15 protein-coding genes are annotated in these 23,887 nt (G+C 56.4%); 7 read left to right on the plus strand and 8 right to left on the minus strand.

The genetic code is table 11. The features are described from left to right. Positions 1-6 precede the first annotated feature (6 nt). The 4 genes from guaB (at position 7) to AC3B5Q_RS04980 (ending at position 5,909) form a co-directional block, all read left to right on the plus strand. Positions 7-1,476: an IMP dehydrogenase gene (gene guaB / locus AC3B5Q_RS04965; RefSeq protein ID WP_003255025.1), complete on the plus strand. Its 1,470-nt coding sequence runs from the start codon at positions 7-9 to the stop codon at positions 1,474-1,476. A 78-nt stretch (positions 1,477-1,554) separates the two neighbouring features. Continuing rightward, a complete protein-coding gene (guaA, locus tag AC3B5Q_RS04970; protein ID WP_021781918.1) occupies positions 1,555-3,132 on the plus strand; it encodes a glutamine-hydrolyzing GMP synthase in 1,578 nt (525 codons plus the stop codon). 307 nt (positions 3,133-3,439) lie between these two features. Further along, positions 3,440-4,648 (plus strand): tyrosine-type recombinase/integrase, encoded by a 1,209-nt coding sequence (locus AC3B5Q_RS04975; protein WP_488393118.1) that lies wholly within the window; start codon positions 3,440-3,442, stop codon positions 4,646-4,648. 661 nt (positions 4,649-5,309) lie between these two features. After that, entirely contained in the window at positions 5,310-5,909 is a 600-nt protein-coding gene (locus tag AC3B5Q_RS04980; protein WP_488392860.1) for a sce7726 family protein, read from the plus strand. Here the strand turns inward: AC3B5Q_RS04980 and AC3B5Q_RS04985 are convergent. From AC3B5Q_RS04985 to AC3B5Q_RS05015, 7 genes are all read right to left on the minus strand, one after another. Further along, on the minus strand, positions 5,854-6,936 hold the full coding sequence (locus AC3B5Q_RS04985) for a beta family protein (RefSeq protein ID WP_488392861.1): 1,083 nt from the start codon (positions 6,934-6,936) through the stop codon (positions 5,854-5,856). The two genes, AC3B5Q_RS04980 and AC3B5Q_RS04985, sit on opposite strands and share 56 nt — an antisense overlap. Further along, positions 6,933-8,192 carry a helix-turn-helix domain-containing protein gene (locus tag AC3B5Q_RS04990; RefSeq protein ID WP_488392862.1) on the minus strand — a complete coding sequence of 420 codons (1,260 nt, stop codon included), beginning with the start codon at positions 8,190-8,192 and terminating at the stop codon, positions 6,933-6,935. The genes AC3B5Q_RS04985 and AC3B5Q_RS04990 overlap by 4 nt, the downstream gene beginning before the upstream one ends. Then, positions 8,192-8,800, minus strand: coding sequence for a DUF6932 family protein (locus tag AC3B5Q_RS04995; RefSeq protein ID WP_488392864.1), 609 nt, complete (start codon positions 8,798-8,800; stop codon positions 8,192-8,194). Before AC3B5Q_RS04995 ends, AC3B5Q_RS04990 begins: the two co-directional genes overlap by 1 nt. Before the next feature lie 784 nt (positions 8,801-9,584). Beyond that, on the minus strand, positions 9,585-10,508 hold the full coding sequence (locus AC3B5Q_RS05000) for an HNH endonuclease family protein (RefSeq protein WP_488392865.1): 924 nt from the start codon (positions 10,506-10,508) through the stop codon (positions 9,585-9,587). Then, the gene (locus tag AC3B5Q_RS05005) at positions 10,505-12,649 is read right to left on the minus strand and encodes an AAA family ATPase (protein WP_488392866.1); all 2,145 of its coding nucleotides are present in this window, start codon (positions 12,647-12,649) and stop codon (positions 10,505-10,507) included. The genes AC3B5Q_RS05000 and AC3B5Q_RS05005 overlap by 4 nt, the downstream gene beginning before the upstream one ends. 552 nt (positions 12,650-13,201) lie before the next feature. Then, positions 13,202-14,269 (minus strand): ADP-ribosylarginine hydrolase Tri1, encoded by a 1,068-nt coding sequence (gene tri1 / locus AC3B5Q_RS05010; protein WP_021781922.1) that lies wholly within the window; start codon positions 14,267-14,269, stop codon positions 13,202-13,204. Continuing rightward, positions 14,266-15,741, minus strand: coding sequence for a DUF6861 domain-containing protein (locus AC3B5Q_RS05015; protein WP_012051363.1), 1,476 nt, complete (start codon positions 15,739-15,741; stop codon positions 14,266-14,268). Before AC3B5Q_RS05015 ends, tri1 begins: the two co-directional genes overlap by 4 nt. Positions 15,742-16,081: 340 nt before the next feature. On the opposite strand from AC3B5Q_RS05015, the gene AC3B5Q_RS05020 reads away from it, so the two are divergent. Further along, a complete protein-coding gene (locus AC3B5Q_RS05020) occupies positions 16,082-17,461 on the plus strand; it encodes a multicopper oxidase family protein (RefSeq protein ID WP_021781924.1) in 1,380 nt (459 codons plus the stop codon). Then, a complete protein-coding gene (gene tadA, locus AC3B5Q_RS05025; protein ID WP_021781925.1) occupies positions 17,461-17,940 on the plus strand; it encodes a tRNA adenosine(34) deaminase TadA in 480 nt (159 codons plus the stop codon). The genes AC3B5Q_RS05020 and tadA overlap by 1 nt, the downstream gene beginning before the upstream one ends. A gap of 92 nt (positions 17,941-18,032) precedes the next feature. Here the strand turns inward: tadA and mltF are convergent, their stop codons facing one another. Next, positions 18,033-19,490, minus strand: coding sequence for a membrane-bound lytic murein transglycosylase MltF (mltF, locus tag AC3B5Q_RS05030; protein ID WP_021781926.1), 1,458 nt, complete (start codon positions 19,488-19,490; stop codon positions 18,033-18,035). 494 nt (positions 19,491-19,984) lie between these two features. Between mltF and purL the strand changes: the two genes are divergently transcribed. After that, entirely contained in the window at positions 19,985-23,884 is a 3,900-nt protein-coding gene (gene purL, locus AC3B5Q_RS05035) for a phosphoribosylformylglycinamidine synthase (protein WP_021781927.1), read from the plus strand. Positions 23,885-23,887 lie beyond the last annotated feature (3 nt).

Below are 23,887 nucleotides of genomic sequence, written 5' to 3' on the forward strand. Positions count from 1 at the left end.
CCCGCGATGCTGCGTATCAGCCAAGAAGCCCTGACCTTCGACGATATCCTCCTTGTACCTGGCTATTCCGAGGTACTGCCCAATGAAGTCAGTCTCAAGACCCGTTTGACCCGTGGCATCGAGCTGAACATTCCGCTGGTTTCCGCTGCCATGGATACCGTGACCGAAGCGCGTCTGGCCATTGCCATGGCTCAGGAAGGCGGTATCGGCATCATCCACAAGAACATGACCATCGAACAACAGGCCGGCGAAGTGCGCAAGGTCAAGAAGTTCGAGGCTGGCGTGGTCAAGGACCCGATCACCATCGACGCCGATGCCACTGTGCGCGACCTGTTCGAGCTGACCCGCCTGAACAACATCTCGGGTGTGCCGGTGCTGGCGAACGGCGACCTGGTCGGCATCGTCACCTCCCGTGACGTGCGCTTCGAAAATCGTCTGGACGCCAAGGTCCGCGACGTGATGACGCCGAAAGAGCGTCTGGTCACCGTCCGCGAAGGCGCCGACAAAAACGAAGTTCGCGAGCTGCTGCACAAGCATCGTCTGGAAAAAGTCCTGATCGTTGACGACAAGTTCAACCTCAAGGGCATGATGACCGTCAAAGACATCGAAAAAGCCAAGGCTTACCCGCTGGCCAGCAAGGACGACCAGGGTCGCCTGCGCGTCGGCGCCGCCGTCGGCACCGGCAAGGACACCGGCGAGCGCGTAGCTGCGCTGGTGGCGGCTGGCGTTGATGTTGTCGTCGTCGACACTGCCCACGGCCACTCCAAAGGTGTGATCGACCGCGTACGCTGGGTGAAAGAAACCTACCCGCAAGTGCAGGTGATCGGCGGCAACATCGCCACCGGCGCTGCCGCCAAGGCCCTGGCCGAAGCGGGTGCCGATGCGGTCAAGGTCGGTATCGGCCCTGGCTCTATCTGCACCACCCGTATCGTTGCCGGTGTCGGCGTGCCGCAAATCAGCGCCATCGCCAACGTTGCCGCAGCGCTGGAAGGCACTGGCGTGCCACTGATCGCTGACGGTGGTATCCGCTTCTCCGGTGACCTGTCCAAGGCCATCGTTGCCGGTGCTTCCTGCGTGATGATGGGTTCGATGTTCGCCGGTACCGAAGAGGCCCCGGGTGAAGTCGAGCTGTTCCAGGGCCGTTCCTACAAGGCTTACCGCGGCATGGGCTCGCTGGGTGCCATGGCACAGGCGCAAGGCTCGTCCGACCGTTACTTCCAGGACTCCTCGGCCGGCGCCGAGAAGCTGGTACCGGAAGGCATCGAAGGCCGCGTTCCTTACAAAGGTGCCTTGGCCGCGATTATCCACCAGCTGATGGGCGGCCTGCGTTCGTCCATGGGCTACACCGGCAGCGCAACCATCGAAGAAATGCGCACCAAGCCGGAATTCGTACGTATCACCGGTGCCGGCATGGCCGAGTCCCACGTGCATGACGTGCAAATCACCAAAGAAGCCCCTAACTACCGCGTAGGCTGAGGCTTCCAGCTACAACATAAAGCGGGGCTGTCATGACAGCCCCGCGTCGTTTCCGATTTCCACTGACGAGATTGAGTCATGGCCCTCGACATTCACGCTCACCGCATCCTGATCCTCGATTTCGGTTCCCAGTACACCCAGCTGATCGCCCGCCGAGTGCGCGAAATCGGCGTGTACTGCGAACTGCACCCGTTCGACATGGACGATGAAGCGATCCGCGAATTCAACCCGCGCGGCATCATCCTTGCCGGCGGCCCCGAGTCGGTCCACGAAGCCAACAGCCCGCGCGCTCCGCAGGCCGTGTTTGACCTGAATGTGCCTGTGCTGGGTATCTGCTACGGCATGCAGACCATGGCCGAGCAGATGGGCGGCAAGGTAGAAGGTTCCGACCTGCGTGAGTTCGGTTATGCCCGCGTGGACGTTGTCGGCAAGAGCCGCCTGCTCGACGGCATCGAAGACCACGTTGACGACGATGGCGTGCTGGGCCTGGACGTGTGGATGAGCCACGGTGACAAGGTCACCCAGATGCCTTCCAACTTCAGCATTCTGGCCAGCACCCCAAGCTGCCCGATCGCCGGTATGTACGACGACGCCCGCGGCTACTACGGCGTGCAGTTCCACCCCGAAGTGACCCACACCAAGCAAGGTGGTCGCATCCTGTCCCGTTTCGTGCAGGACATCTGCGGCTGTGAAGCCCTGTGGACGGCGTCCAACATCGTTGAAGACGCCATCGCCCAGGTGCGTGCGCAAGTCGGTTCGGCCAACGTTCTGCTGGGCCTGTCCGGCGGCGTCGACAGCTCGGTGGTTGCCGCGCTGCTGCACCGTGCCATCGGCGACCAGCTGACCTGCGTATTCGTCGACAACGGCCTGCTGCGCCTGCACGAAGGCGACCAGGTGATGGCCATGTTCAAAGAGAACATGGGCGTCAAGGTAATCCGCGCCGACGCTGAAAAGCAGTTCCTCGACAACCTGGCCGGCGAAGCCGACCCGGAGAAGAAGCGCAAGATCATCGGCCGCACCTTCATTGATGTGTTCGATGCCGAAGCCAGCAAGCTGGAAAACATCCAGTTCCTCGCCCAGGGCACCATCTACCCGGACGTGATCGAGTCGGCTGGCGCCAAGAGCGGCAAGGCTCACGTGATCAAGTCGCACCACAACGTCGGCGGCCTGCCCGAGGAGATGAACCTCAAGCTGGTCGAGCCGCTGCGTGAACTGTTCAAGGACGAAGTGCGCAAGATCGGCCTGGAGCTGGGCCTGCCATACGACATGGTCTACCGCCACCCGTTCCCGGGCCCGGGCCTGGGCGTGCGTATCCTTGGTGAAGTGAAGAAGGAATACGCCGACATCCTGCGTCGCGCCGACCACATCTTCATCGAAGAGCTGCGCAAGGCCGACTGGTACCACAAGACCAGCCAGGCATTCGTGGTATTCCAGCCGGTCAAGTCGGTCGGCGTCGTCGGCGACGGCCGTCGCTACGCCTGGGTCGTGGCCCTGCGTGCCGTCGAGACCGTGGACTTCATGACCGCGCGTTGGGCACACCTGCCGTACGAGCTGCTGGAAACTGTCAGCGGTCGTATCATCAACGAAATCGACGGTATCTCGCGCGTTACCTACGACGTGTCGAGCAAGCCGCCGGCGACCATCGAGTGGGAATGATCCCGCGTCCGGTATTGCCCGGCATGATCTAGCAAAAAATGCCCTGAAGCCCGCGTAATTGCGGGCTTTTGGCTTTTTGGGTCTGGCAAATTCGGGTAGCGTTCTGCATCGCCAAGCACGGTGTTTGTGTGGCATGGTACGGGGTATTGACTGCATCTAATGCCATGCATGACGCTCAATACCATGTCCTTTGTCTCAGTGTTGGCATGGTATCGAGTTGGCCTAAAGGCCCGGTTTTACTGGGGATGGACCCCATTCTTCCGCGCTTTTCAGGGCATGGTATTTTTTCATGGAAATAGTGGAAGCCATGCTCACCGATACCAAGCTTCGAAATCTCAAGCCCCAGGACAAGCTCTACAAGGTGATTGACCGTGATGGCTTGTACGTGGCCGTCACCCCAGCCGGCTCAATCTCCTTTCGCTACAACTACTCCATCAACGGCCGGCAGGAGACCATCACCTTCGGTCGTTATGGCTTAGGCGGGATCACTCTGGCAGAGGCTCGCGAGCGGCTAGGGGAGGCGAAGAAGATGGTCGCCGCTGGCAAGTCTCCAGCTAAGGAAAAAGCGCGTGCGAAGGCGCGCACGAAGGGTGCTGAGACTTTTGACGCTTGGGCTGAAAAATGGCTGCGCGGTTACCAAATGGCGGACTCGACGCGAGACATGCGTCGATCAGTTTACGAGCGCGAGCTGAAGCCGAAGTTTGGTAATCAGAAGCTGGTTGAAATCACTCACGAGGATCTGCGAGCGCTGACGGACGCCATAGTGGAGCGGGGTGCGCCTGCAACCGCCGTCCATTCACGGGAGATCGTGCTGCAAGTCTTCCGTTGGGCCATTGAGCGTGGCCAGAAGGTTGAAAACCCGGCAGATCTGGTACGGCCTGCCAGCATCGCGAAATTTGAGCCACGTGACCGTGCGTTGACGCCCGATGAAATTGCGCTGATGTACCAGTACATGGACAGAATCGGTACCGCGACTTCGGTTCGTGCTGCGGCAAAGCTCCTTCTGCTGACGATGGTGCGCAAGAGCGAGCTGACCAATGCGACGTGGAGTGAGATCAATTTCAGCGAGGCGCTGTGGACGATCCCCAAAGAGCGGATGAAGCGTCGTAACCCTCATTTGGTGTTTCTGTCCCAGCAGGCATTGGATTTCTTCATCGCGTTGAAAACCTTGGCTGGAGGTTCAGACTACGTTTTGCCGTCACGCTACGACTCTGATTTGCCAATGAGTGCGGCCACGGTCAACCAGGTGCTGACACTCACCTATCGCCTTGCCCAAAAGGAAGGGGTGCCACTAGGCAAATTCGGTCCCCACGACTTGCGACGCACGGCCAGCACGCTGTTGCATGAGGCGGGCTACAACTCCGATTGGATCGAGAAGTGCCTTGCGCACGAGCAGAAAGGTGTGCGCGCCGTTTACAACAAGGCCGAGTACCGTGATCAGCGCCGAGCGATGCTCCAAGACTGGGCGGATATGATCGACGAGTGGACCACCAAAAAGCCCAGACCCAAAGGGTGATTCGAGGCTTCTCAGCTGACGTTACTCCACGATATTCCCACTTCGGTGGGATTTTTTTTGTCCGAGAACACATGAGTTTCGGGAAAAACCGAATGAGGAAACCTAGCGTAAATCTACTTCAACAAAATCAGCTATTTATGTCGCCCGGACTGTCCGTAAAACGATAAGTTAATGGCATGCTCCAGTTGCATAGAATCGCATAGAGATAGAAGGCAAGATGTGTGTTGTACGGGTACGGGCAAGCCCGAACCCATCCAACACAGCTCCTTATTCGCCTTCGGCTCAACGGCATCTTGCTCTTCGAGGCCCCAGCCGCTGCCGCGTTCAAGAGTGGAAAAACGAGAACACCCACGTAAGCCGTCACATCAACCACTGAAGCCGCTCCGGGGATGAAGCAATCCCTGGGAGGACTCGTGTGCGGGAGGTGGGGCAGCGCCCATAGCGTTCCTTGGGAACAGCATGGAGGAATGCTCAACCGAACTATTTCTCCGAGCTCCTTCCGACACCACTCGTCGGGTCCTACCTATCTGCTAGAGTGGAGTAGCAGAAATTGACCCTTTGCCTGTGAGTACAGATCGCATGCAACGGTCGGATACGGTAGACTTCACAGCGCCTGAAATGGGTGTGAGAACTAGTGGAATAGGTAGACGGAGAACATAAATTGGAAAGTCGTGATGTTGAAATTAGGCAGCACTTTCACAAGAAGCGCTTGCAACATTATCATGACTGTCCAAACACTATCGTGATAGATGAGCTCGGTATTGCACACGGAAAAAACAGAGCAGATATAGCAGTTCTGAATGGGACATTCCATTGCTTTGAGATCAAAAGTTCAAAAGATACTATTGGTCGCCTTCCTGAGCAATTGTCAGAGTATTCAAGATGCTTTGAGAAGATTTCGGTAATTTCAGCTCCGAACCATCTTCATAAGATTATGCCTATGCTTCCGTCCTGGTGCGGCTTGATCGTTGCGACGAAAGGGGCTAAGGGAGCAGTTGCATTCAGGACTATAAAACGTCCCAAGAAAAACCCGCAATTAGAGATTACGGCCGTCGCTCACTTTCTCTGGCGGAGTGAAATAATCGAACTGCTTTTATCTCTGGGTGTGGAGGAGAAGCATCTTAAGCAATCTAGAGAAAAGCTTTATAAGTTGATCCCTCCAACCCTTACAGTCCAAGAATTGATGCAGTGGATCAAAGTTAAGTTTATGTGCCGTAAAGACTGGAGAGTTGCTTCACAACAAATGTTATGTGGTGATTGACGCCTACCCATTTCCAAGTCGTCAAGTTTCCACAGTTGTTCAGTCCGTTAGCGGTTTCATTAATTCGCTCATCGCCCTTGCTAAAACTACTGCTCGAATAGTTTCCGGAGGAGATGATGGCTTTGCAGTGGCCGACCATTTGTGACTCATTACCTCGAAATGCACCGCCCTTCGGTACAAACCAAGAGTCATTTATGGTGTAAACAATCTTCCCGGCAGGCTTCATTTTTCGCATGTCTAGACTTAAAAATGAAGGTGATTCAATGGAGTAATCTCCAAAACAAGGTGTGTAAATCGTTTTGGCAATCTCTGTACGCAAACTTGGAAAAAGTCCCCACTCGTGACGTTTTTGAGTCGCTCCTGGCTTTTTTATATCTCGAAGTTTTAGCGATGTAGCGACAAAAACGAGTGATCGGCAGGCGCTACATCCGCTCATCTTGCTTACTGCTCCTGCTACTACCTTAGCAAACAGGCCGTACGGCTCGAAGTTTTCTGGCTCCCCCAGGTCAATTACTAAATCTACCTCTTCCCAAGAAGACACACTGAGGGAGTTCATAAGAGCTGCTATGTCCGCATCCACGGATGGTTTGAGTAGCTCATCCAGCTTTAGTCTTAAAACTACTCCTGTCTTTTGAATGATTAGGAATGAGCGAACAGAAGAGTTGTAAGAGCTGCTTTTAGACAGGCCAACTACCGGACGGATATTGCACCCCAGGCCAATAGATTCATTTAGCACAAATTCAATGACTGGGCGCCCGTCATCCATGATCTCGTTTTCAAGAGAATCATGGAGATCGACCAGTGCAAGTCGTTTTCCCCATTTGGTATGGAGCCTTTTGGGGAAAGTTTCCACGTGCTCATGGACTGTCTTTTTCATTCTCTCCTCCTCGAAATCATACTCCCTAGGAGGTATCACTAGAAGCGGAACGACTTTGTCCTTTATGTCAGCTTTTAGAGTGAAAAGTGCTTGATACTCTCCCTGTCGCCATTTCAAAATTGGAACATATTTGTCACTGCTGATTTTCATAGCTTTTCCTCGAAGCAGGAGCGCACTTTTCCATTTCCTAAAAGCTCAGAAAGCACGTGGTAGTTATTGCTTTCCTTTCGTATTCTCCCTGCCAAGATACTTGGGTGAATACCTATTCTTTCTGCATCAAGTTGAACAGATTCTGAGGTTATTGAGAATCTAGAAATACATGAGTCCCAAGACTCCCTACTTATAAGAGCCTCTAAAGCAAACTCATCCGCTTCACGCTCAACCAAATCACCTTCACCGCACCCTTCCTCATCAAAGTAGTCCATTTGGAGGGAGTCGAATATATGAAGAGATATGTGAGCAAGCTCATGAAAAAGCACAAACCAGAAATTATCTAGGCGATCATATCTCAATGTCAGCGCAACGACTGGGTGCCCTGTTTCAAGAACCATGGCTGCTCCATCAAGATACGTTCCAGGTAAATGCTTTTCTACAACTAATACTATCCCTTTTTCGGCTAAGAACCTTTTAGCCGCCAGTGGGGCGTTCTCAATCTGCGTTAGTGAAGATAGCTCCTTAATCCAGTTGTCCGTATGGCTGTACTCAGAAATAGTTCCAGATGCTACCTCTTGTCTAGCTAGATCTAGTACACGAGCCTGCCAAGCTAATAAAGCATACTCGTTGGGCTTGTTCTCTCCATGAAATTTCTTTCTATGCAACGCAGGGGCAAATTGTCCTCCGCCGCTAAGAAAATAATCCTTGATTTGATCGACAGCACTGATCCCTTTTTTTGCCATGATCCAGCCGCGCTTGATCATTTCTTTCGCGGGGAATAATGTCCAGTCAATACTGTCTACGCTATTCCAGCAGATAACCGAATCGGCAGAGTTCGCCTTGGCTCCTGACCACGACTCACGAACTCTTACATTTAGTACTTCAGCTACAGAAATAAGGCGAGAAAGGCTAGCTCCCATGTAGCTAGAAGCCTCATATCTCTGAAGTTGCTGAGTCGGAATTCCTAGCTTTTCAGCAAGATCTCTTTGAGTTAAGCCCGACCCAATTCTCGCGAATATGAGCGTTTTCGGTAGTTCTGATAGGCCTGAGCACTCGGAGTAGGATATTTTTCCTTCCTTGATTAACTCGTACTCCTTTATCTCAGATTTTATGTCTAGGATTTGGGATTCAAGTGCATCAACTTGAGCCGAGTCTAACCACTCTACTCCAGAGGGTTTGAATGCGTTCAGCGATTGGCTGAGTTTCTCAAACTGCTTGTGCGCAGACTGATATTGCCTTTCGTTATATATCATTATCGTGCTCTCCCACACTGAAGGGGCTCGCAAGTCAAATCAATGGACAAGATGCCTTTAGAATGACCTGTAAAGCGATCATTCTGGAAAAACTCCAGGTATGTCTTTCCTGGTTCTGCTTCAGCGCTAAAAGGAAAAAACTCTCCCCCATATTTCAACTTCTGGTTCTTTCTCTTATCACTGAAGTCAAGAAATACAGGGTCGATTTTTTCGCGAGTGACTCCTACTGGGTCCCAGCATACGTCGTAGTCACCAGGCTGCGGCTTGGCCGTCACGTAGCTGCCGTCCAAGTAGACTATGCGGCAGCCAGCAGCTCGTAATGCTACGAACGCAGCTCGCATCCCCTCGAAAAGCCGTCGACGCGTCGCATTGGTAGCAAACACCTGTTCCACCTCTGCCATTGTGGCGACGTGGATTCCCGCTGGCAAAACTGGCCAAGGGCTTTGGTTCGGATTCACAAGAGATGGGATCATGATGCAACAAAATTGTTGTGTCGATGCGAGACGATAGCCACCTGCCACCTGAGCGGTCAAGCCCCTAATGCATGCATAGCTTTGCCACCTCGGAGCAAAACACTCTTGGCTTCTCCGGGAGCCTGTGTAAGCCATTGATATTTATGATTTTTTATTGATTTGTTTTTTGTGTTTCCTTTTATAAAGTAGAGCCGCATAGCCTGCCACTTTCGTGCCTATGCGACCTTGGATTGTCGAGGGGGTAAACGGCAATCAAAATCCCGGCGCTCTGAGGCATAGATTCAACCATCCCGTACCCTGCTTGGAGGATCCCCCCAAATGAAAGACCGGTCGCACGATGAGGCAATGGCAGATAGGTTCCGCACTGACCTGTCCTATGCAGTCGAGCTTCTAAATGACGTACGCCGTAACGGCGGCCCTGGTGAGATAGCCATAATATTGCGACAGATTGAGAAGGCGTTTGGGCAGGGCGGGGAGTGGGGTATTGTCGGTGCAGAACGTGACTTATTCATGAATCGCGGAAAAAATAACATTTAAAAGTGTTTAATGAGTGTGTTTCGCTAATGTTCTGGTGTGATTGCTTTCTTATTGTTGAATTATAGTTAATGGTTGGCGGCTATTTGTAACTGCCTGAATCGACTTCTGGATGAAAAGAGAGTGTTTGTAGAAGTCTTATTCTGTGGGTATGAAAGAATTTGCGCGATACCATGTCGATTAACGAATCTAAACATGGTATCGTCCCAGTCGACAAAACTCTCTAGTTCGTTGTGGTAACTGAAATTTAGGCGTCCACCTTGCCGGTAGCGGAATTTTTTCTCAAGCGGTCGTAGTTCTAGGGACCTTAAGCCTCCGGTGGTGTGATTGAATTTCAATGCTTTCTATATAGAGACTAATTTCGGAATGCCTAGGTATTCTTATACTAACTCATAGTACCGGGTGTCGTTGGAGTATTGCACCGATCTCTAAGCGCTTGCAGTTGGTCGAGCATTTTCCCCAACTCCCGGTTTACTATGTATTCGATCATTCCGACGAACTGAGGGTGGTTGTCTTTCTTGCCAATGAACGCGCTTACCGTGCACTCGAGAATAGGCATGAAACTAGCCAGCGCGACTTGCTCTAATTCGCTAGCGAGGCTCAACTGGGAGGCGAGCAATTTTGCATCAGCTTCGATTGCCTGCGCGACACGTGTCCGCTCCTCTACTAAAGGGCGTCTGTTGAGCCCGTAAGTCTGGATGCTTGTACGGGCGTAAGCTGTTGTAGCAGCTGCCTCCTCCCGAGGGACTATAACCTGAAGACCCTGCATCTCTTTCCAGATGAGGTAATCCGAGGGATCACGCTGACTCGGATCTATCAGCAGCGGATCCTCCTGCATTAAATCATCTGTTTCTGTGTAGGCACGGTATGGGCCAGCAAGAGGGAAATGATCGACCTTTCCACTTTTAATGAGCATAGGATCAAAGCCAGTAGCCGTGATATCGAACAATTCATTGTACTGTTCACGGTTACAAAGGATGCACGAAGCCAGCAGGTTGCTCCAGGTTGAGGCCAGCCACCAATAGCCTTTATGTCCCGTCGTATTGTTGACTCGCCCTTTTGGGCGGAAATGCTCGATGTCCGTCGGCGAGGTTGCACGGTATGAGCCTTCACAGTAGGCGCATTTGTTATTGAAAAGCTTATTTAAAGCAGCAAGAACCTCCCTATCTTTGTAAGCACTGAAATCGTAGGTAGCACAGTTAGGGTTGCTGTAATGCGCTTTGACCTTTATGCGCTCGTTCGCTGCTTTACTGTCAGTCTCTGCTAGTACTGCAGGCATTTCGACACGGTTCCGATCAATACGCTTCATTGCGCCATCGCTCTTTTCAAGACATTCATGATGGCGTCGATGGACTGTTCTCGAGCTAGGCCTCGATCTTGAATGTCTGCGTCTGGATGCAGTCGCAGATGTCGGGTCAAGGCTTCAGCCAGGATCTGTCGATCTGGACTGCTGCCGATGTAGGGCATTCCCTCGTAACGCTCTAATAAGCTATCCCGCTCCGAGCGCTCCGTCTTACTCAAACGGTCTTCGCCGATACCAGCCAGCTCGGCTAATCGCCTTATGATGTAGTCCTGCTCTGGATCCTCTGTGCTTGAAAGTCCGAAATAATCTGAAGAGAGAATTTGCTCGATGCGAAGGGTGGTGATATCAGGTAGATCAGAAAATGCCCGGATCTCGTGGCTATAGTCTCGCTGAAGTAGGCGAACTTCACCGTTTTTCATGCCTCGCAGGCAAAGCGGGTCGTGAGTCGAACAGATGAATTGAACCTTTGGCATCGCTTCACGGAGCGCCGCCATCACGCGCATTTTCCAGCGAGGATGCAGATGGGTTTCAATCTCATCGATTAGTACGATTGCTTCGGCGGTCTCTAAGTTATCCCAGTGACCAAGCAATTCACGCATAATATCGATAGACATGATGAATAGTGATTTGTATCCGTCGCTCAATTTCTCGATAGGGGTTAGTTTATTATGAGTCTTGATCAGTAATTCACGTCGACTGGTCTGGATAATCGATTCGTCATCACGCAGAGCAAGAATAGAGCGTAGCGCTCTAACAATTGCATTGAATTTGTGTTTCTCTTGAACGACCAGCCAATCGCGAGGGTCGCGAAGTGTCGCGAGGGGGTCGAACAAGGTCGCATTTAGGTATTTTTTTGAGGTGTGGCGAGGGTGCGTGGAGAAATAGCGGCGTGCGCCGTATCCGAAAACTAGGCAATTAACAGGAGATTTAGCCTCGAACGTGCCTCTTTGATTGGTTGATAGAATAAATGTTTTGTCGTTGTCAAGTGTGACTTTGATTTCTGTTGGGCGTTGCTTAGATGTAAACTTAGCAGAAGTCAGTCGAAGCCGCGTACGTTCCTTTGTTGATGAGAGCGCTAGTTTTATAGCCTGTAATACTGAGCTTTTGCCGGTGGCATTTTCTCCCAGCAACATCATGCACGCGGTCGCTTCTCGGTTGCGGGGAATGGACAGTGAAAGGCTTGATATATCTTTGAAGTTTCTGAGGGAGATGCTTTGTATATGGCCGTCATGGGCTCGTCTCGGTGTTTCGAAACCCCCAAGATCAGTATTGGGTAGTGCGAAAGCAAGATCGTTTTTGTCAAGTCTCTTAAATAAGGCTGATACTTGATTGTTGTCCATTTCGAGAAATATTGTTGCAATATGTTTAAATAGCGCATCTCCATAAAGCTTTTCTGTATTTACAGATCCGCGCTCTGCAAGCCGACAGAGATTTTGCAGGATGATTAAACTGGCGCCTGGATACTTTGTGCGCTCTCTTATATGGTCGCTTAGCAATACTCTGAGGTCGGAAGTTCTGCTCGTAAGTATTTCCCGTAACTCTTGGAAGCAATTTTCTCGCTCTGCAATAAGACTGGGCCTATTGAGCTTCAGTACTTCAATTGTTGTAGTGCCCTCCTTGCTGCGAGCGATAGCTTCACCTTGATAGGTAAACATCAGATGCTCTGAGGGGGTGGCTATATATGGGTTTAGAAGTAAGGGCTTTTCGCGAAGTTGAGCCTCTTGCCACGTTGACATTGGTTTAACTGGGTGCCCTTCTAGGGGGAACATTTCGCTCATTGCCGAATTACAGTCACTGCACACGATTAGCAGGTTCTGCCACTCGTACGCATACCATGCGTAATAGTCGATAATCGAATGCGCATGCTCTGATAGCACTGCGTTGCTCAATGGCCTGTAGTGAGTTACCTTGATCGAGTTCGCATCCAATGTCATCTCGCAGTAGGCGCATCTTTGCTGCTGGTTTCCCAGTATCTGTTCTACAACCTTTGGATGCTGATAGGTCTTGTGGTCGATTGGTGGGCGGCGCTGAGCGCGTTCGTCGTCGTTAAGCTCGAAATAGTCTTCCAGCGCGGCCCATTGCCGGCGGAGGTTCTTTTTGAGCAGAGGGGTTGGCTTTGCTTTTCCAATCCTTATGAGCTTTAGCACCGCTGATCACCTGAGAATGAGAGCATGGTCAAGCATGGATAGTGGCTTTTTGCTTTGATTTTTGCCAGCGGTGATGTCGATTTGCATGAGCATCATCGACCGGATTGGCGGCCCGTTATCGACGTACACCTGATTTACAGAATGCCCGAAATGGAAAAACGGATTAACGCCGCTTTTTGTCAAGGGGCCGCCGTCTCATAGCATTCGTGAAGTCGTCGCTGTTGGTTCTAGAGCCTGAAGCGGTTACGAGTACAGCGGCAGCATCCGGCGTCTGAACATAAGGGTTACTCCTGAGTGGAGGATGATTTCTTCGCTACGTTATGCCTGCAAATTTCGTATGGTATTTTTCATGGTTTTTAAGATTTGTATTTCTATACATAGCTAAAATGCTGGGGTTTTATAGCTCGTTGATAATAGAGTGGGAATAAGCCGGCATATGGCAAAAGCCAGTGTCAGATGACCTGTAACACACAAAGGCCCGCGTAATCGCGGGCCTTTGTCATTCTGAGGTCTATCGGCTACTCACATTCATCTGCCCCGCTGCGTGCATTATCACAGCGAGTAGAACGGGTCGCTTTCAGGCGCCTGGTCGTGCAGCGCTTGGGCGAGGTCCTGTATGTGTTCTGACCACGCCACTGTCTTTACCCATTGCACGGGCATGCCGGATACCCCGTACAACGCCCCGGCTAGTTGCCCCGCCACGGCTGCCACACTGTCGGCATCGTCTGCCAGGTTTGCTGCCAGAAGCACTGCGTCCCTGAAGTTGTCGGTATTCCACACTGCCCACAGTGCAGCTTCCAAGGTGTCGATGACATACCCTGAAGAGCGAATCTGGTCGCGGCTTTTTTCCTTGTATTCGCCAGCGTTGATAATCGTGGCGCGGGGCTGCAATGGGCGCACCATGGGGCGGCATATTTCCTCCTTGTCTGCGCCGTTCAGGGCGAGGTGCAGCTGCGCACCCAGCAGTTCGCAACAACTTAGTGCTTCGGGCGCCCGGTGGGTGGTCCGACTCTGACTTTGAGCTTCGCGCCAGGTGGACGGTAGCATGTGGCGCCTGAATATGGCGGTCGGGGCGAGTCGGATGATCGAGCCATTACCGGCCGTGTTCGGGTCTGTGTTGCCTGACCAGTCCAAGCCTTGCCGTAGCCATCCTTCCAAGGCAAGGCGGGTTGCATTGCCAATGTCGAAGCAGACACCGTTAGCGCTGTTTTCCCCTTGCTTGTACCACCTGCACAGACGCTCAAGATAATCGGCATGATCAAATCGCATGCACGCCAGGTACGAGTCCGCCAGGCAAAGCGCCATGCTCGTATCATCGGTCCACTCACCTGGCTTGAGCCTGAACGGCCCGCCGCCGACCATGTCATCGACATGCTTGGCATCACGGGGCAAGAACTCCAGCGTGGTGCCTACGGCATCGCCAATGGCCAACCCCAGCAATGCCCCCTTGGCTCTGTCGAGCGATTGATCGGGGGTGAGTGTGCAGGCGCGCGAATTTTGCCATTGCGGGTGTACGTAGCCACGGCTTGCGGATTCGCGTGGGGTGGGCGCTGGCAGCAAGTGGTTGTACCGGTAGGCATATTCGGTAACGGCGAGGGTGGAGCTGTGCAGGTCGATCATAGTACTTCTTCTAATAAGAGACGAGTCGTGGGGCCTTGTTCAATCCGATTCAGTACTCTGAAAGAGGTACCTGGCGGGTACAGTACCTCCGCTTCGGGAATTTGCGTGAGGAAACTGATGTCCTTGCCGGATACGCCGCGTACGACCATCTGGGTATTGCCCGAAAACGGTGTTGTAGCGGATGAGCTGAAGAATGCCATGTCGGTCTCTACTGCACCCATTTGCATCCGATTGAGCACATGCTGCGGAAGATCCGTTCCACGATAGGTTTCAGCGCCTAAGTAGCGAGGCAAGCGTGCCAGGCCTTCGGTTGCATGCTCGGCAAAGGCCTTGATACCAGGCGTAGCAGTGCCTTCGCGCAATGCTTGGTTATACGCCTTGTACACATCGTTGGTAGAGTAGCCGTAAAGTGCGCCTATTTGATCGTCGCTGAGCAGTCTCGAAAGCTCCGGGGCCCGTATGTCTGCCCGAGCGCGGCCTTCGGCAATCCATCGCTCTGCCATGTCCTTGCCCACTGCATCGCGCAGGCTCATGAGCTTCTTCGGCGCCGCTGCAACGGTTTTTTCCGTGGCTTGCGTCGCTGGGGGCAGCTCTGGCTCCGCTTTCTTAAGCGGCGTTGCGGTTTTCATCTGCAGCTCAGGTTCGATCAGCAGCCTGTTCTGGTTTTTTGCCAGCCAGTTGGCCAACTGCTTGTTGGAAATCTCGGCCTGAAGCTTGGCGCTGCGGCTGGCGATGCTTTCCATGCTGCTCATCACGCCGGCTTTCATCTGCCCGCGGGTCAGGTAGGTCACGATCGCCATCAGCAAAAGCATCACGAGTTGCTCTTGTCCGCGTGCCAGTTGCCTTGCAGCTTGTTCGGTACGTTCTTGAACCAGCGCGGCCGAGCCGCCCGAAGGGTCGAGACCCGAGGGTTTCAGGCCGTCTTCGGCAGTCCACGCGGTTGCAAGCCCCTCTTGCATCGAGGCCAGGCAGGCGGGAAGCCCTTGATAGAAATACTCCGCGATGGCGGCCAGGCCCAATGCCATCAGGATCAGGTTACCGACCTGCAGGCCGATACCGCTGCCTGCGACCACCCCAGGTGCCGCGCCCACGCCAAAGGCAAGAGAACCTACCGCGCCGCCTATAGCGCCGCCTAGCGCGACGCTGCCGCCGAGAATCATCACCACTTCCTGCACGAGCTTGAGCAGCACGGGCAAAATCTGGTCGATGTTGATGGATGCCCATTTGCGGGACAGATTTGACTGCATCATGGGATAGGACAGCGCCATCGCCTGCCGGACGTTGTCGATCCGGTGCCCGCCTACAGCGCCATAGGCCTGGCTGGCGCCATCGCTTACACGGCGGGTGAAGCCGTCCCAGCTGTCATGGGCACTGCGCAACCCGCTGCTGACGCTCTGATTCAGGGCGCTGAACTTCTGGTCCAGGTTGCGTTCGATGTCGTCCCAGCTAGGGACGTAAGCTGATAAGTCCATTTACCATTGCATTCCTTTAGAGAAAGCCCGGTGAGTGTGCTGGCTGAAGGCGATTCATTCCCATGCACCGCCCTGGCAGTCAAGCCAACTGCCAAATAAGCTGATGGTTGCATTGCGAGGCATTTTCTCATCTGAGGTGCCTCTGGCAATGGTGTCAATTTGATGTCGTCGCTGTCGATTGGTTCCGCTACGCCTGCCGTCCAGCCAATGCCGTGGCTAAAGCGGACGATGCTTGGATACTTCACTTAATATTTCCCATTTGCAGGTGTATCGTATTCGCCCCTCATCGTCAGCGCCTTGCTGGCAGACTGATTGCGCAGAACACGAGGTACCCGCACCGATGTCCTTCACCCGTCGACAAATGCTCAAGGGCCTGACCGGCCTGGTTGTGGTTGGCCTGGGCGCCGGTGGCGCGGCGCGTTACTGGCTGGGCAAGGTCGAGGACGAAAACGCCGGGCATGACTACGAGCTGATTGCCGCCCCGCTGGAAGTGGAGCTGGTGCCGGGCTTCAAGACCGAGGCCTGGGCCTTCGGCCCATCGGCCCCGGGCACCGAGCTGCGCGTGCGCCAGGGCACTTGGCTGCGGGTACGCTTTATCAACCATCTGCCGGTCGAGACCACTATCCACTGGCACGGCATTCGCCTACCGCTGGAAATGGACGGCGTACCTTATGTGTCGCAATTGCCGGTCAAGCCAGGTGAATACTTCGATTACAAGTTCCGCGTGCCGGACGCCGGCAGCTATTGGTATCACCCCCATGTCAGCAGCTCCGAGGAGCTAGGCCGCGGTCTGGTCGGGCCGCTGATCGTCGAGGAGCGTGAACCCACCGGGTTCCAGCATGAGCGTACGCTGAGCCTGAAGAACTGGCATGTGGACGAGCAGGGCGCATGGCTGCCTTTCAGCATCCCGCGCGAGGCCGCGCGCAACGGCACTGCCGGGCGGTTGATCACCATCAACGGCCAGGCCGACTCGATCACCGAGCTGCCGGCCGGCCAGGTGGTGCGGGTGCGCCTGCTGAACCTGGACAACACCTGGACCTATCGCCTCAACCTCAAAGGCAACTGCGAGGCGCGAATCTATGCCCTCGACGGCAACCCGGTCACCCCGCGTGCGTTGGATGAGTACTGGTTAGGCCCGGGCATGCGTATCTGTCTGGCCATTCGCATTCCCGAGGCGGGTGAGGAAATCTCCCTGCGCGACGGTTTCGTGCGCCTGGGCACCCTGCGTTCGGTGGCCAGCAACGACGCGCCGAGTGACTGGCCGCCAGCGCTGCCGCCCAATCCGATCGCCGAGCCGGACCTGGAGAATGCCGAAAAACTGAACTTCAATTTCGAGTGGGCGGCCAGCGTCTCTGTCACCACTGACGCGGGCAAACCGCCGAGCTTGTGGCAGATCAACGGTCAGGCCTGGGATATTACCGACAAGACCTGCGCCGACCGCCCCATCGCCACGTTGCAAAAGGGCAAGAGCTACATCTTCGAGCTTAAGAACATGACCCAGTACCAGCACCCGATCCACTTGCATGGCATGAGTTTCAAGGTGATCGGCTCCAACCGTCACGACATCAAGGAGCCGTGGTTCACCGACACCTACCTGCTGGGCAAGAACGAGCGTGCCCAGGTAGCGCTGGTGGCGGATAACCCTGGGACCTGGATGTTCCACTGCCACGTCATCGACCACATGGAAACCGGCCTGATGGCCGCGATCGCGGTGGTCTGATGCGTCCGCAGATCATCGATCGCAGTCGCGATCAGGAATTCATGCGGCTGGCACTGGGCTTGGCCGCCGAAGGCGCGGCGCTGGGCGAGGTGCCGGTGGGCGCGGTACTGGTGCAGCACGGACAGGTGATCGGCCAGGGGTTCAACCGACCGATCATCGACAGTGACCCCAGCGCGCATGCCGAGATGGTGGCGATCAGGGCGGCAGCCAGGTCGGCCAGCAACTATCGGCTACCCGGCAGCACCCTGTATGTGACCCTGGAACCGTGCAGCATGTGTGCGGGGCTGATCGTGCATTCGCGGGTGATGCGCGTGGTGTTTGGCGCGCTGGAACCCAAGGCGGGGATCGTGCAGAGCCAGGGACAGTTCTTTGGCCAAGGCTTTCTCAACCACCGGGTGATGGTGGAAGGCGGGGTGCTGGCCGAGGCGTGCGGGCAGATTCTCAGCGATTTCTTCAGGGCTCGTCGGGCCAAGGCCTGAATTGCATCGGGCTCTTTGCGGGCAGCCCGCTCCTGCAGGTTCTGTGCAAATTATGCAGGGGCGGGTTTACCCGCGAAGAGGCCCTGAAAGGCTTACATCGGTGGCGACTGATCCGCCGGCTTGTTCTTGTTGACCCCGGGCACATGCAGGTTGCCCTCGGCCACCTGGCCTTCGAGTTGCGGCTGGGTCACCCAGGTGAGGATGTCGTAGTAGCGGCGGATGTTGGCCACGAAATGCACCGGTTCGCCACCACGGGCGTAGCCGTACTTGGTCTGCCGGTACCACTGCTTCTGAGCCAGCCGCGGCAGCATCTTCTTCACGTCCAGCCACTTGTTCGGGTTTAGCTTTTCGCGCTTGGCCAGGGTGCGGGCGTCTTCAAGGTGGCCGCCACCAACGTTGTAGGCGGCAAGGGCAAACCAGGTTCGATCCGGCTCCTTGATGCTGTCATCAAGCTCTTCCTTGATCTTCATGAAGTACTTGGCGCCGCCCTGGATGCTCTGCCTCGGGTCCAGCCGGTTGGACACGCCCATGGCCCGGGCGGTGCGTTGGGTCAGCATCATCAGGCCGCGCACGCCGGTCTTGGAGGTGACTTCCGGCTGCCACATCGATTCCTGGTAGCCGATGGCTGCCAGCAGGCGCCAGTCGACCTGCTCGACCTTGGCGTAGCTCTTGAAGTGCTTCTCGTACTTGGGCAGGCGCTGTTGCAGGTGCTGGGCGAAGGTGTAGGCGCCGACGTAGCCGAGTACGTCAACATGGCCGTAGTAGCGATCCTTCAAACGCTGAAGGGTGCCGTTCTTCTGTGCCTTGTCGAGAAATTCGTTGATTTCGTTGAGCAGGCTGTTGTCTTCGCCTGCTGCCACTGCCCAGCGCTGGTCGCGGGTGTCGCCCAAATCGAAGGCGACCCTCACGTTGGGGAAATACACCTGGTTCATCGCCAGTTCGTTGGAGTCCACCAGGGTCAAGTCGATCTGGCCTTCGTCCACCATGCGCAGCAGGTCGACCACTTCGACGGCGTCGGATTCCTCATATTGCAAGGCCGGGTACTGCTTTTTCAGCTCGGCCAACTGGTCAGCATGGCTGCTGCCCTTGAGCACCATGATCTTCTTGCCGACCAAACCCTTGGCGCTGGTGGGGCGTGGGCGGCCGTTGCGGTAGATGACCTGCGGGGTCACCTCCAGATAGGGATGGGAGTATTTCACCTGCGCTTTGCGCCGCTCACTGCTGACCAGGCCGGCAGCAGCCAGTACCGGGCCGGAGGGCTTGCCGAGGGAGTCGTACAGCTCGTCCAGGTTGTCGGCGGTCTCGATCTGCAGCTTTACGCCGAGATCGTCGGCGAAATGCTGGACCAGTTCGTACTCGAAGCCGGTTTCGCCGTTACGGTCCTGGAAGTAGGTTGCCGGGCTGTTGCGTGTGATTACGCGCAGCACGCCATCCTCCTTCACGCGCTCGAGGGTGCTGGGTTTTTCAACGCAGGCACCTAGCAGCAGAAAGAGTCCGGTTGCGAGAAGCCATTTGGCGCAACGCTGGCGCAAAGCAGTGTGGGCGAACATAGGTTGCAGTATACGCAAAGGACTGGCCCAACCATATCTCGACAACTGTTAGCTTGTCTGGTAGCGGGTTCTGTGCTGTGTGGCTTGCCGTTAGAGGTTCGTCGCCTGGGAGATCGAGCGCCGTCCGCACGGCGCATCGCGAGCTGCGCTCGCTCCTACGTTTGTTTGCGGCCAGTTATTTCTGCAGGAGTTACGCGCGAGCGCCTTGGCGCATGACGGAATATCGCGTCGTACGGAGCACACGGTCGCGCGCGCCTGTCACTGACGTTACTGGCCTGAAACAAACGTAGGAGCGAGCGCAGCTCGCGATGCGCCGTGCGGACGGCGCTCGATCTGCCAGGCGACGAACATCTTCAGGCGAACATCCAAAATTCTGACCCGAAAGTCCGGTTCCGCCGCCCGGCAGGCGTGGCTTAGAGCAGGTGCCGAAAGCCATCGAATTAGGCTAGAATGCACGGCCTCTAAGCACACCCCTTCCTGAGGCTGTCCCGACGATGTTGATCCTGCGCGGCGCTCCTGCCCTTTCTGCCTTTCGCCACGGTAAATTACTCGAGCAACTGAGCCAGAAAGTCCCCGCTGTTACTGGTTTGTATGCCGAATTTGCCCACTTCGCCGATGTTGACGGCGAGTTGACCGCCGACCAGCAGCAGGTGCTGGGCCGTCTGCTCAAGTACGGCCCGAGCGTGCCGGTACAGGAGCCGACGGGTCGTCTGTTCCTGGTAGTGCCGCGCTTGGGCACCATTTCGCCATGGGCCAGCAAGGCCAGCGACATCGCCCACAACTGCGGCCTGCAGTCGATCCAGCGCCTGGAGCGCGGCATCGCCTACTACGTTGCCGGCACCCTGAGCGACGCTGACGCCGAACTGATCGCCGCCGAACTGCACGACCGCATGACCCAGCGTGTGCTCGGCCAGCTGGAGCAGGCTGCAGACCTGTTCAGCCACGCCCAGCCCAAGCCGATGACCTCCGTGGACATCCTTTCCGGCGGCCGTGACGCCCTGGCCAAGGCCAACATCGACCTGGGCCTGGCCCTGGCCGAAGACGAGATCGACTATCTGGTCAATGCCTTCCAGGGCCTCAAGCGCAACCCGAACGACATCGAACTGATGATGTTCGCCCAGGCCAACTCCGAGCACTGCCGTCACAAGATCTTCAACGCCAGTTGGGATATCGACGGCCAGGCTCAGGATAAGAGCCTGTTCGGCATGATCAAGAACACCTACCAGATGCACAACGAAGGTGTTCTGTCGGCCTACAAGGACAACGCCTCGGTGATCGTCGGCAACGTTGCCGGCCGCTTCTTCCCGAACCCTGAAACCCGCCAGTACGGCGCGGTGCAGGAGCCGGTGCACATCCTGATGAAGGTGGAAACGCACAACCACCCGACCGCCATCGCCCCGTTCTCCGGCGCCTCCACCGGCTCCGGTGGCGAAATCCGCGACGAAGGTGCAACCGGCCGTGGTGCCAAGCCCAAGGCCGGCCTGACCGGCTTCACCGTGTCCAACCTGCGCATTCCGGGCTTCGAACAGCCTTGGGAGCAGGCTTATGGCAAGCCCGAGCGTATCGTCGACGCCCTCGACATCATGATCGAAGGCCCTCTGGGTGGCGCTGCGTTCAACAACGAATTCGGTCGCCCGGCCCTGACCGGCTACTTCCGTACCTTCGAGCAAGCCATCGACACCCCCCACGGTGAAGAAGTGCGCGGCTACCACAAGCCGATCATGCTCGCCGGTGGTATGGGCAACATCCGTGAAGACCATGTGCAGAAGGGCGAAATCACCGTCGGCGCCAAGCTGATCGTGCTTGGCGGCCCGGCCATGCTGATCGGCCTGGGCGGCGGCGCTGCTTCGTCGGTGGCTACCGGTGCCAGCTCGGCTGACCTGGACTTCGCTTCGGTACAGCGCGAAAACCCGGAAATGGAGCGCCGTTGCCAGGAGGTCATCGACCGTTGCTGGCAGTTGGGCGACAGCAACCCGATCGCCTTCATCCACGACGTGGGCGCTGGCGGTATTTCCAACGCCTTCCCTGAATTGGTCAACGATGGCGGCCGCGGTGGTCGCTTCGAACTGCGCAACGTGCCAAATGACGAGCCGGGCATGGCCCCGCACGAAATCTGGAGCAACGAATCGCAAGAGCGTTACGTGCTGGCCGTCAGCGCAGTCGACTTCGAGCGCTTCAAGGCCATCTGCGAGCGCGAGCGTTGCCCGTTTGCCGTGGTTGGTGAAGCGACTGAAGAGCCGCACCTGACCGTAAGCGACAGCCACTTCGGCAATACCCCGGTGGACATGCCGCTGGACGTGCTGCTGGGCAAGCCGCCGCGCATGCACCGTTCGGTTACCCGCGAAGCCGAGCTGGGCGATGACTTCGACCCGAGCGAGCTGGACCTGGACAGCGCCGTCCAGCGCGTGCTGAACCACCCGGCTGTGGCCAGCAAGAGCTTCCTCATCACCATTGGCGACCGCACCATCACCGGCCTGGTTGCCCGCGACCAGATGGTCGGCCCGTGGCAGGTTCCGGTGGCGGACTGCGCCGTTACCGCCACCAGCTTCGACGTCTACACCGGTGAGGCCATGGCCATGGGCGAGCGTACGCCGCTGGCGCTGCTGGATGCCCCGGCGTCCGGCCGCATGGCCATCGGCGAAACCCTGACCAACCTGGCGGCTTCGCGCATCGAAAAGCTGTCCGACATCAAACTGTCGGCCAACTGGATGTCCGCTGCTGGTCACCCGGGTGAAGACGCACGCCTGTACGACACCGTGAAGGCTGTCGGCATGGAGCTGTGCCCGGAGCTGGGCATCACCATTCCGGTCGGCAAAGACTCGATGTCGATGAAGACCAAGTGGAGCGACGAGGGCGTCGAGAAGAGCGTCACCTCGCCGATGTCGCTGATCATCACCGGCTTCGCCCCGGTCACCGACATCCGCAAGACCCTGACCCCGCAACTGCGCATGGACAAGGGCGAGACCGACCTGATCCTGATCGACCTGGGCCGCGGCAAGAACCGCATGGGTGCCTCGATCCTGGCCCAGACCTACGGCAAGATCGCTGCCCAGGCACCGGACGTCGACGATGCCGAAGACCTCAAAGCCTTCTTCGCCGTGATCCAGGGCCTGAACGACGACGGCCACCTGCTGGCCTACCACGACCGTTCCGACGGCGGCCTGGTCACCACCGTGCTGGAAATGGCCTTCGCCGGCCACTGCGGCCTCGACCTGCAACTCGACCCGCTGACCGACAGCAAGGGCGAAGTACCGGCCATCCTCTTCAACGAAGAGCTGGGTGCGGTGATCCAGGTTCGCCAGGATGCTACCCCGGACGTGCTGGCTCAGTTCAGCGCTGCCGGCCTGGGTGAAGAATGCGTCGCGGTGATCGGCAAGCCGGTCAACAACGCTGAAGTGACCATCAGCCTGAATGGCGAAGTGCTGTTCGACGATGACCGTCGCATGCTGCAGCGCCAGTGGGCTGAAACCAGCTACCAGATCCAGCGCCTGCGCGACAACGCCGACTGCGCTGACCAGGAATTCGACCTGCTGCTCGAGGAAGACAACCCGGGCCTGTCGGTCAAGCTGGGCTTCGACGTCAACGACGACATCGCCGCGCCTTACATCAAGAAAGGCGTGCGCCCGCAAGTGGCCATCCTGCGTGAGCAGGGCGTCAACGGCCAGGTCGAGATGGCAGCCGCCTTCGACCGTGCCGGCTTCGCCGCCATCGACGTGCACATGAGCGATATCCTCGCTGGCCGTGTCGACTTCGAAGCCTTCAAGGGCCTGGTCGCCTGTGGCGGCTTCTCGTACGGTGACGTGCTGGGCGCTGGTGAAGGCTGGGCCAAGTCGGCGCTGTTCAACGCCCGTGCACGTGACGCCTTCCAGGCCTTCTTCGAGCGTACCGACAGCTTCGCCCTGGGCGTGTGCAACGGTTGCCAGATGATGTCCAACCTGCACGAGCTGATCCCGGGCACCGAGTACTGGCCGCACTTCGTGCGCAACCGCTCGGAGCAGTTCGAAGCCCGCGTGGCCATGGTCGAGGTGCAGAAGTCCAACTCGATCTTCCTGCAGGGCATGGCCGGTTCGCGCATGCCGATCGCCATCGCCCACGGTGAAGGCCATGCCGAGTTCGCCAGCGAAGAAGCCTTGCTGGAAGCCGATGTGTCCGGTTGCGTGGCCCTGCGCTACGTCGACAACCATGGCAAGGTCACCGAAGCCTACCCGGCCAACCCGAACGGCTCGCCGCGTGGTATCACCGGCCTGACCAGCCGCGACGGCCGCGTGACCATCATGATGCCGCACCCGGAGCGTGTGTTCCGCGCTGTGCAGAACTCCTGGCGCCCGGACGAGTGGCAGGAAGACGCCGCGCTGATGCGTATGTTCCGCAACGCGCGGGTGTGGGTGAACTAAGGC

It is taken from the genome of Pseudomonas sp. D5(2026), assembly GCF_057766845.1.

What these genes read in the sequence shown, in the direction of transcription:
- guaB (WP_003255025.1), top strand. Translation starts at nt 7, where the DNA reads ATGCTGCGTATCAGCCAAGAAGCCCTGACCTTCGACGATATCCTCCTT.
- guaA (WP_021781918.1), top strand. Translation starts at nt 1,555, where the DNA reads ATGGCCCTCGACATTCACGCTCACCGCATCCTGATCCTCGATTTCGGT.
- AC3B5Q_RS04975 (WP_488393118.1), top strand. Translation starts at nt 3,440, where the DNA reads ATGCTCACCGATACCAAGCTTCGAAATCTCAAGCCCCAGGACAAGCTC.
- AC3B5Q_RS04985 (WP_488392861.1), bottom strand. Translation starts at nt 6,936, where the DNA reads ATGAAAATCAGCAGTGACAAATATGTTCCAATTTTGAAATGGCGACAG.
- AC3B5Q_RS04990 (WP_488392862.1), bottom strand. Translation starts at nt 8,192, where the DNA reads ATGATATATAACGAAAGGCAATATCAGTCTGCGCACAAGCAGTTTGAG.
- AC3B5Q_RS04995 (WP_488392864.1), bottom strand. Translation starts at nt 8,800, where the DNA reads ATGGCTTACACAGGCTCCCGGAGAAGCCAAGAGTGTTTTGCTCCGAGG.
- AC3B5Q_RS05000 (WP_488392865.1), bottom strand. Translation starts at nt 10,508, where the DNA reads ATGAAGCGTATTGATCGGAACCGTGTCGAAATGCCTGCAGTACTAGCA.
- tri1 (WP_021781922.1), bottom strand. Translation starts at nt 14,269, where the DNA reads ATGATCGACCTGCACAGCTCCACCCTCGCCGTTACCGAATATGCCTAC.
- AC3B5Q_RS05015 (WP_012051363.1), bottom strand. Translation starts at nt 15,741, where the DNA reads ATGGACTTATCAGCTTACGTCCCTAGCTGGGACGACATCGAACGCAAC.
- AC3B5Q_RS05020 (WP_021781924.1), top strand. Translation starts at nt 16,082, where the DNA reads ATGTCCTTCACCCGTCGACAAATGCTCAAGGGCCTGACCGGCCTGGTT.
- tadA (WP_021781925.1), top strand. Translation starts at nt 17,461, where the DNA reads ATGCGTCCGCAGATCATCGATCGCAGTCGCGATCAGGAATTCATGCGG.
- mltF (WP_021781926.1), bottom strand. Translation starts at nt 19,490, where the DNA reads ATGTTCGCCCACACTGCTTTGCGCCAGCGTTGCGCCAAATGGCTTCTC.
- purL (WP_021781927.1), top strand. Translation starts at nt 19,985, where the DNA reads ATGTTGATCCTGCGCGGCGCTCCTGCCCTTTCTGCCTTTCGCCACGGT.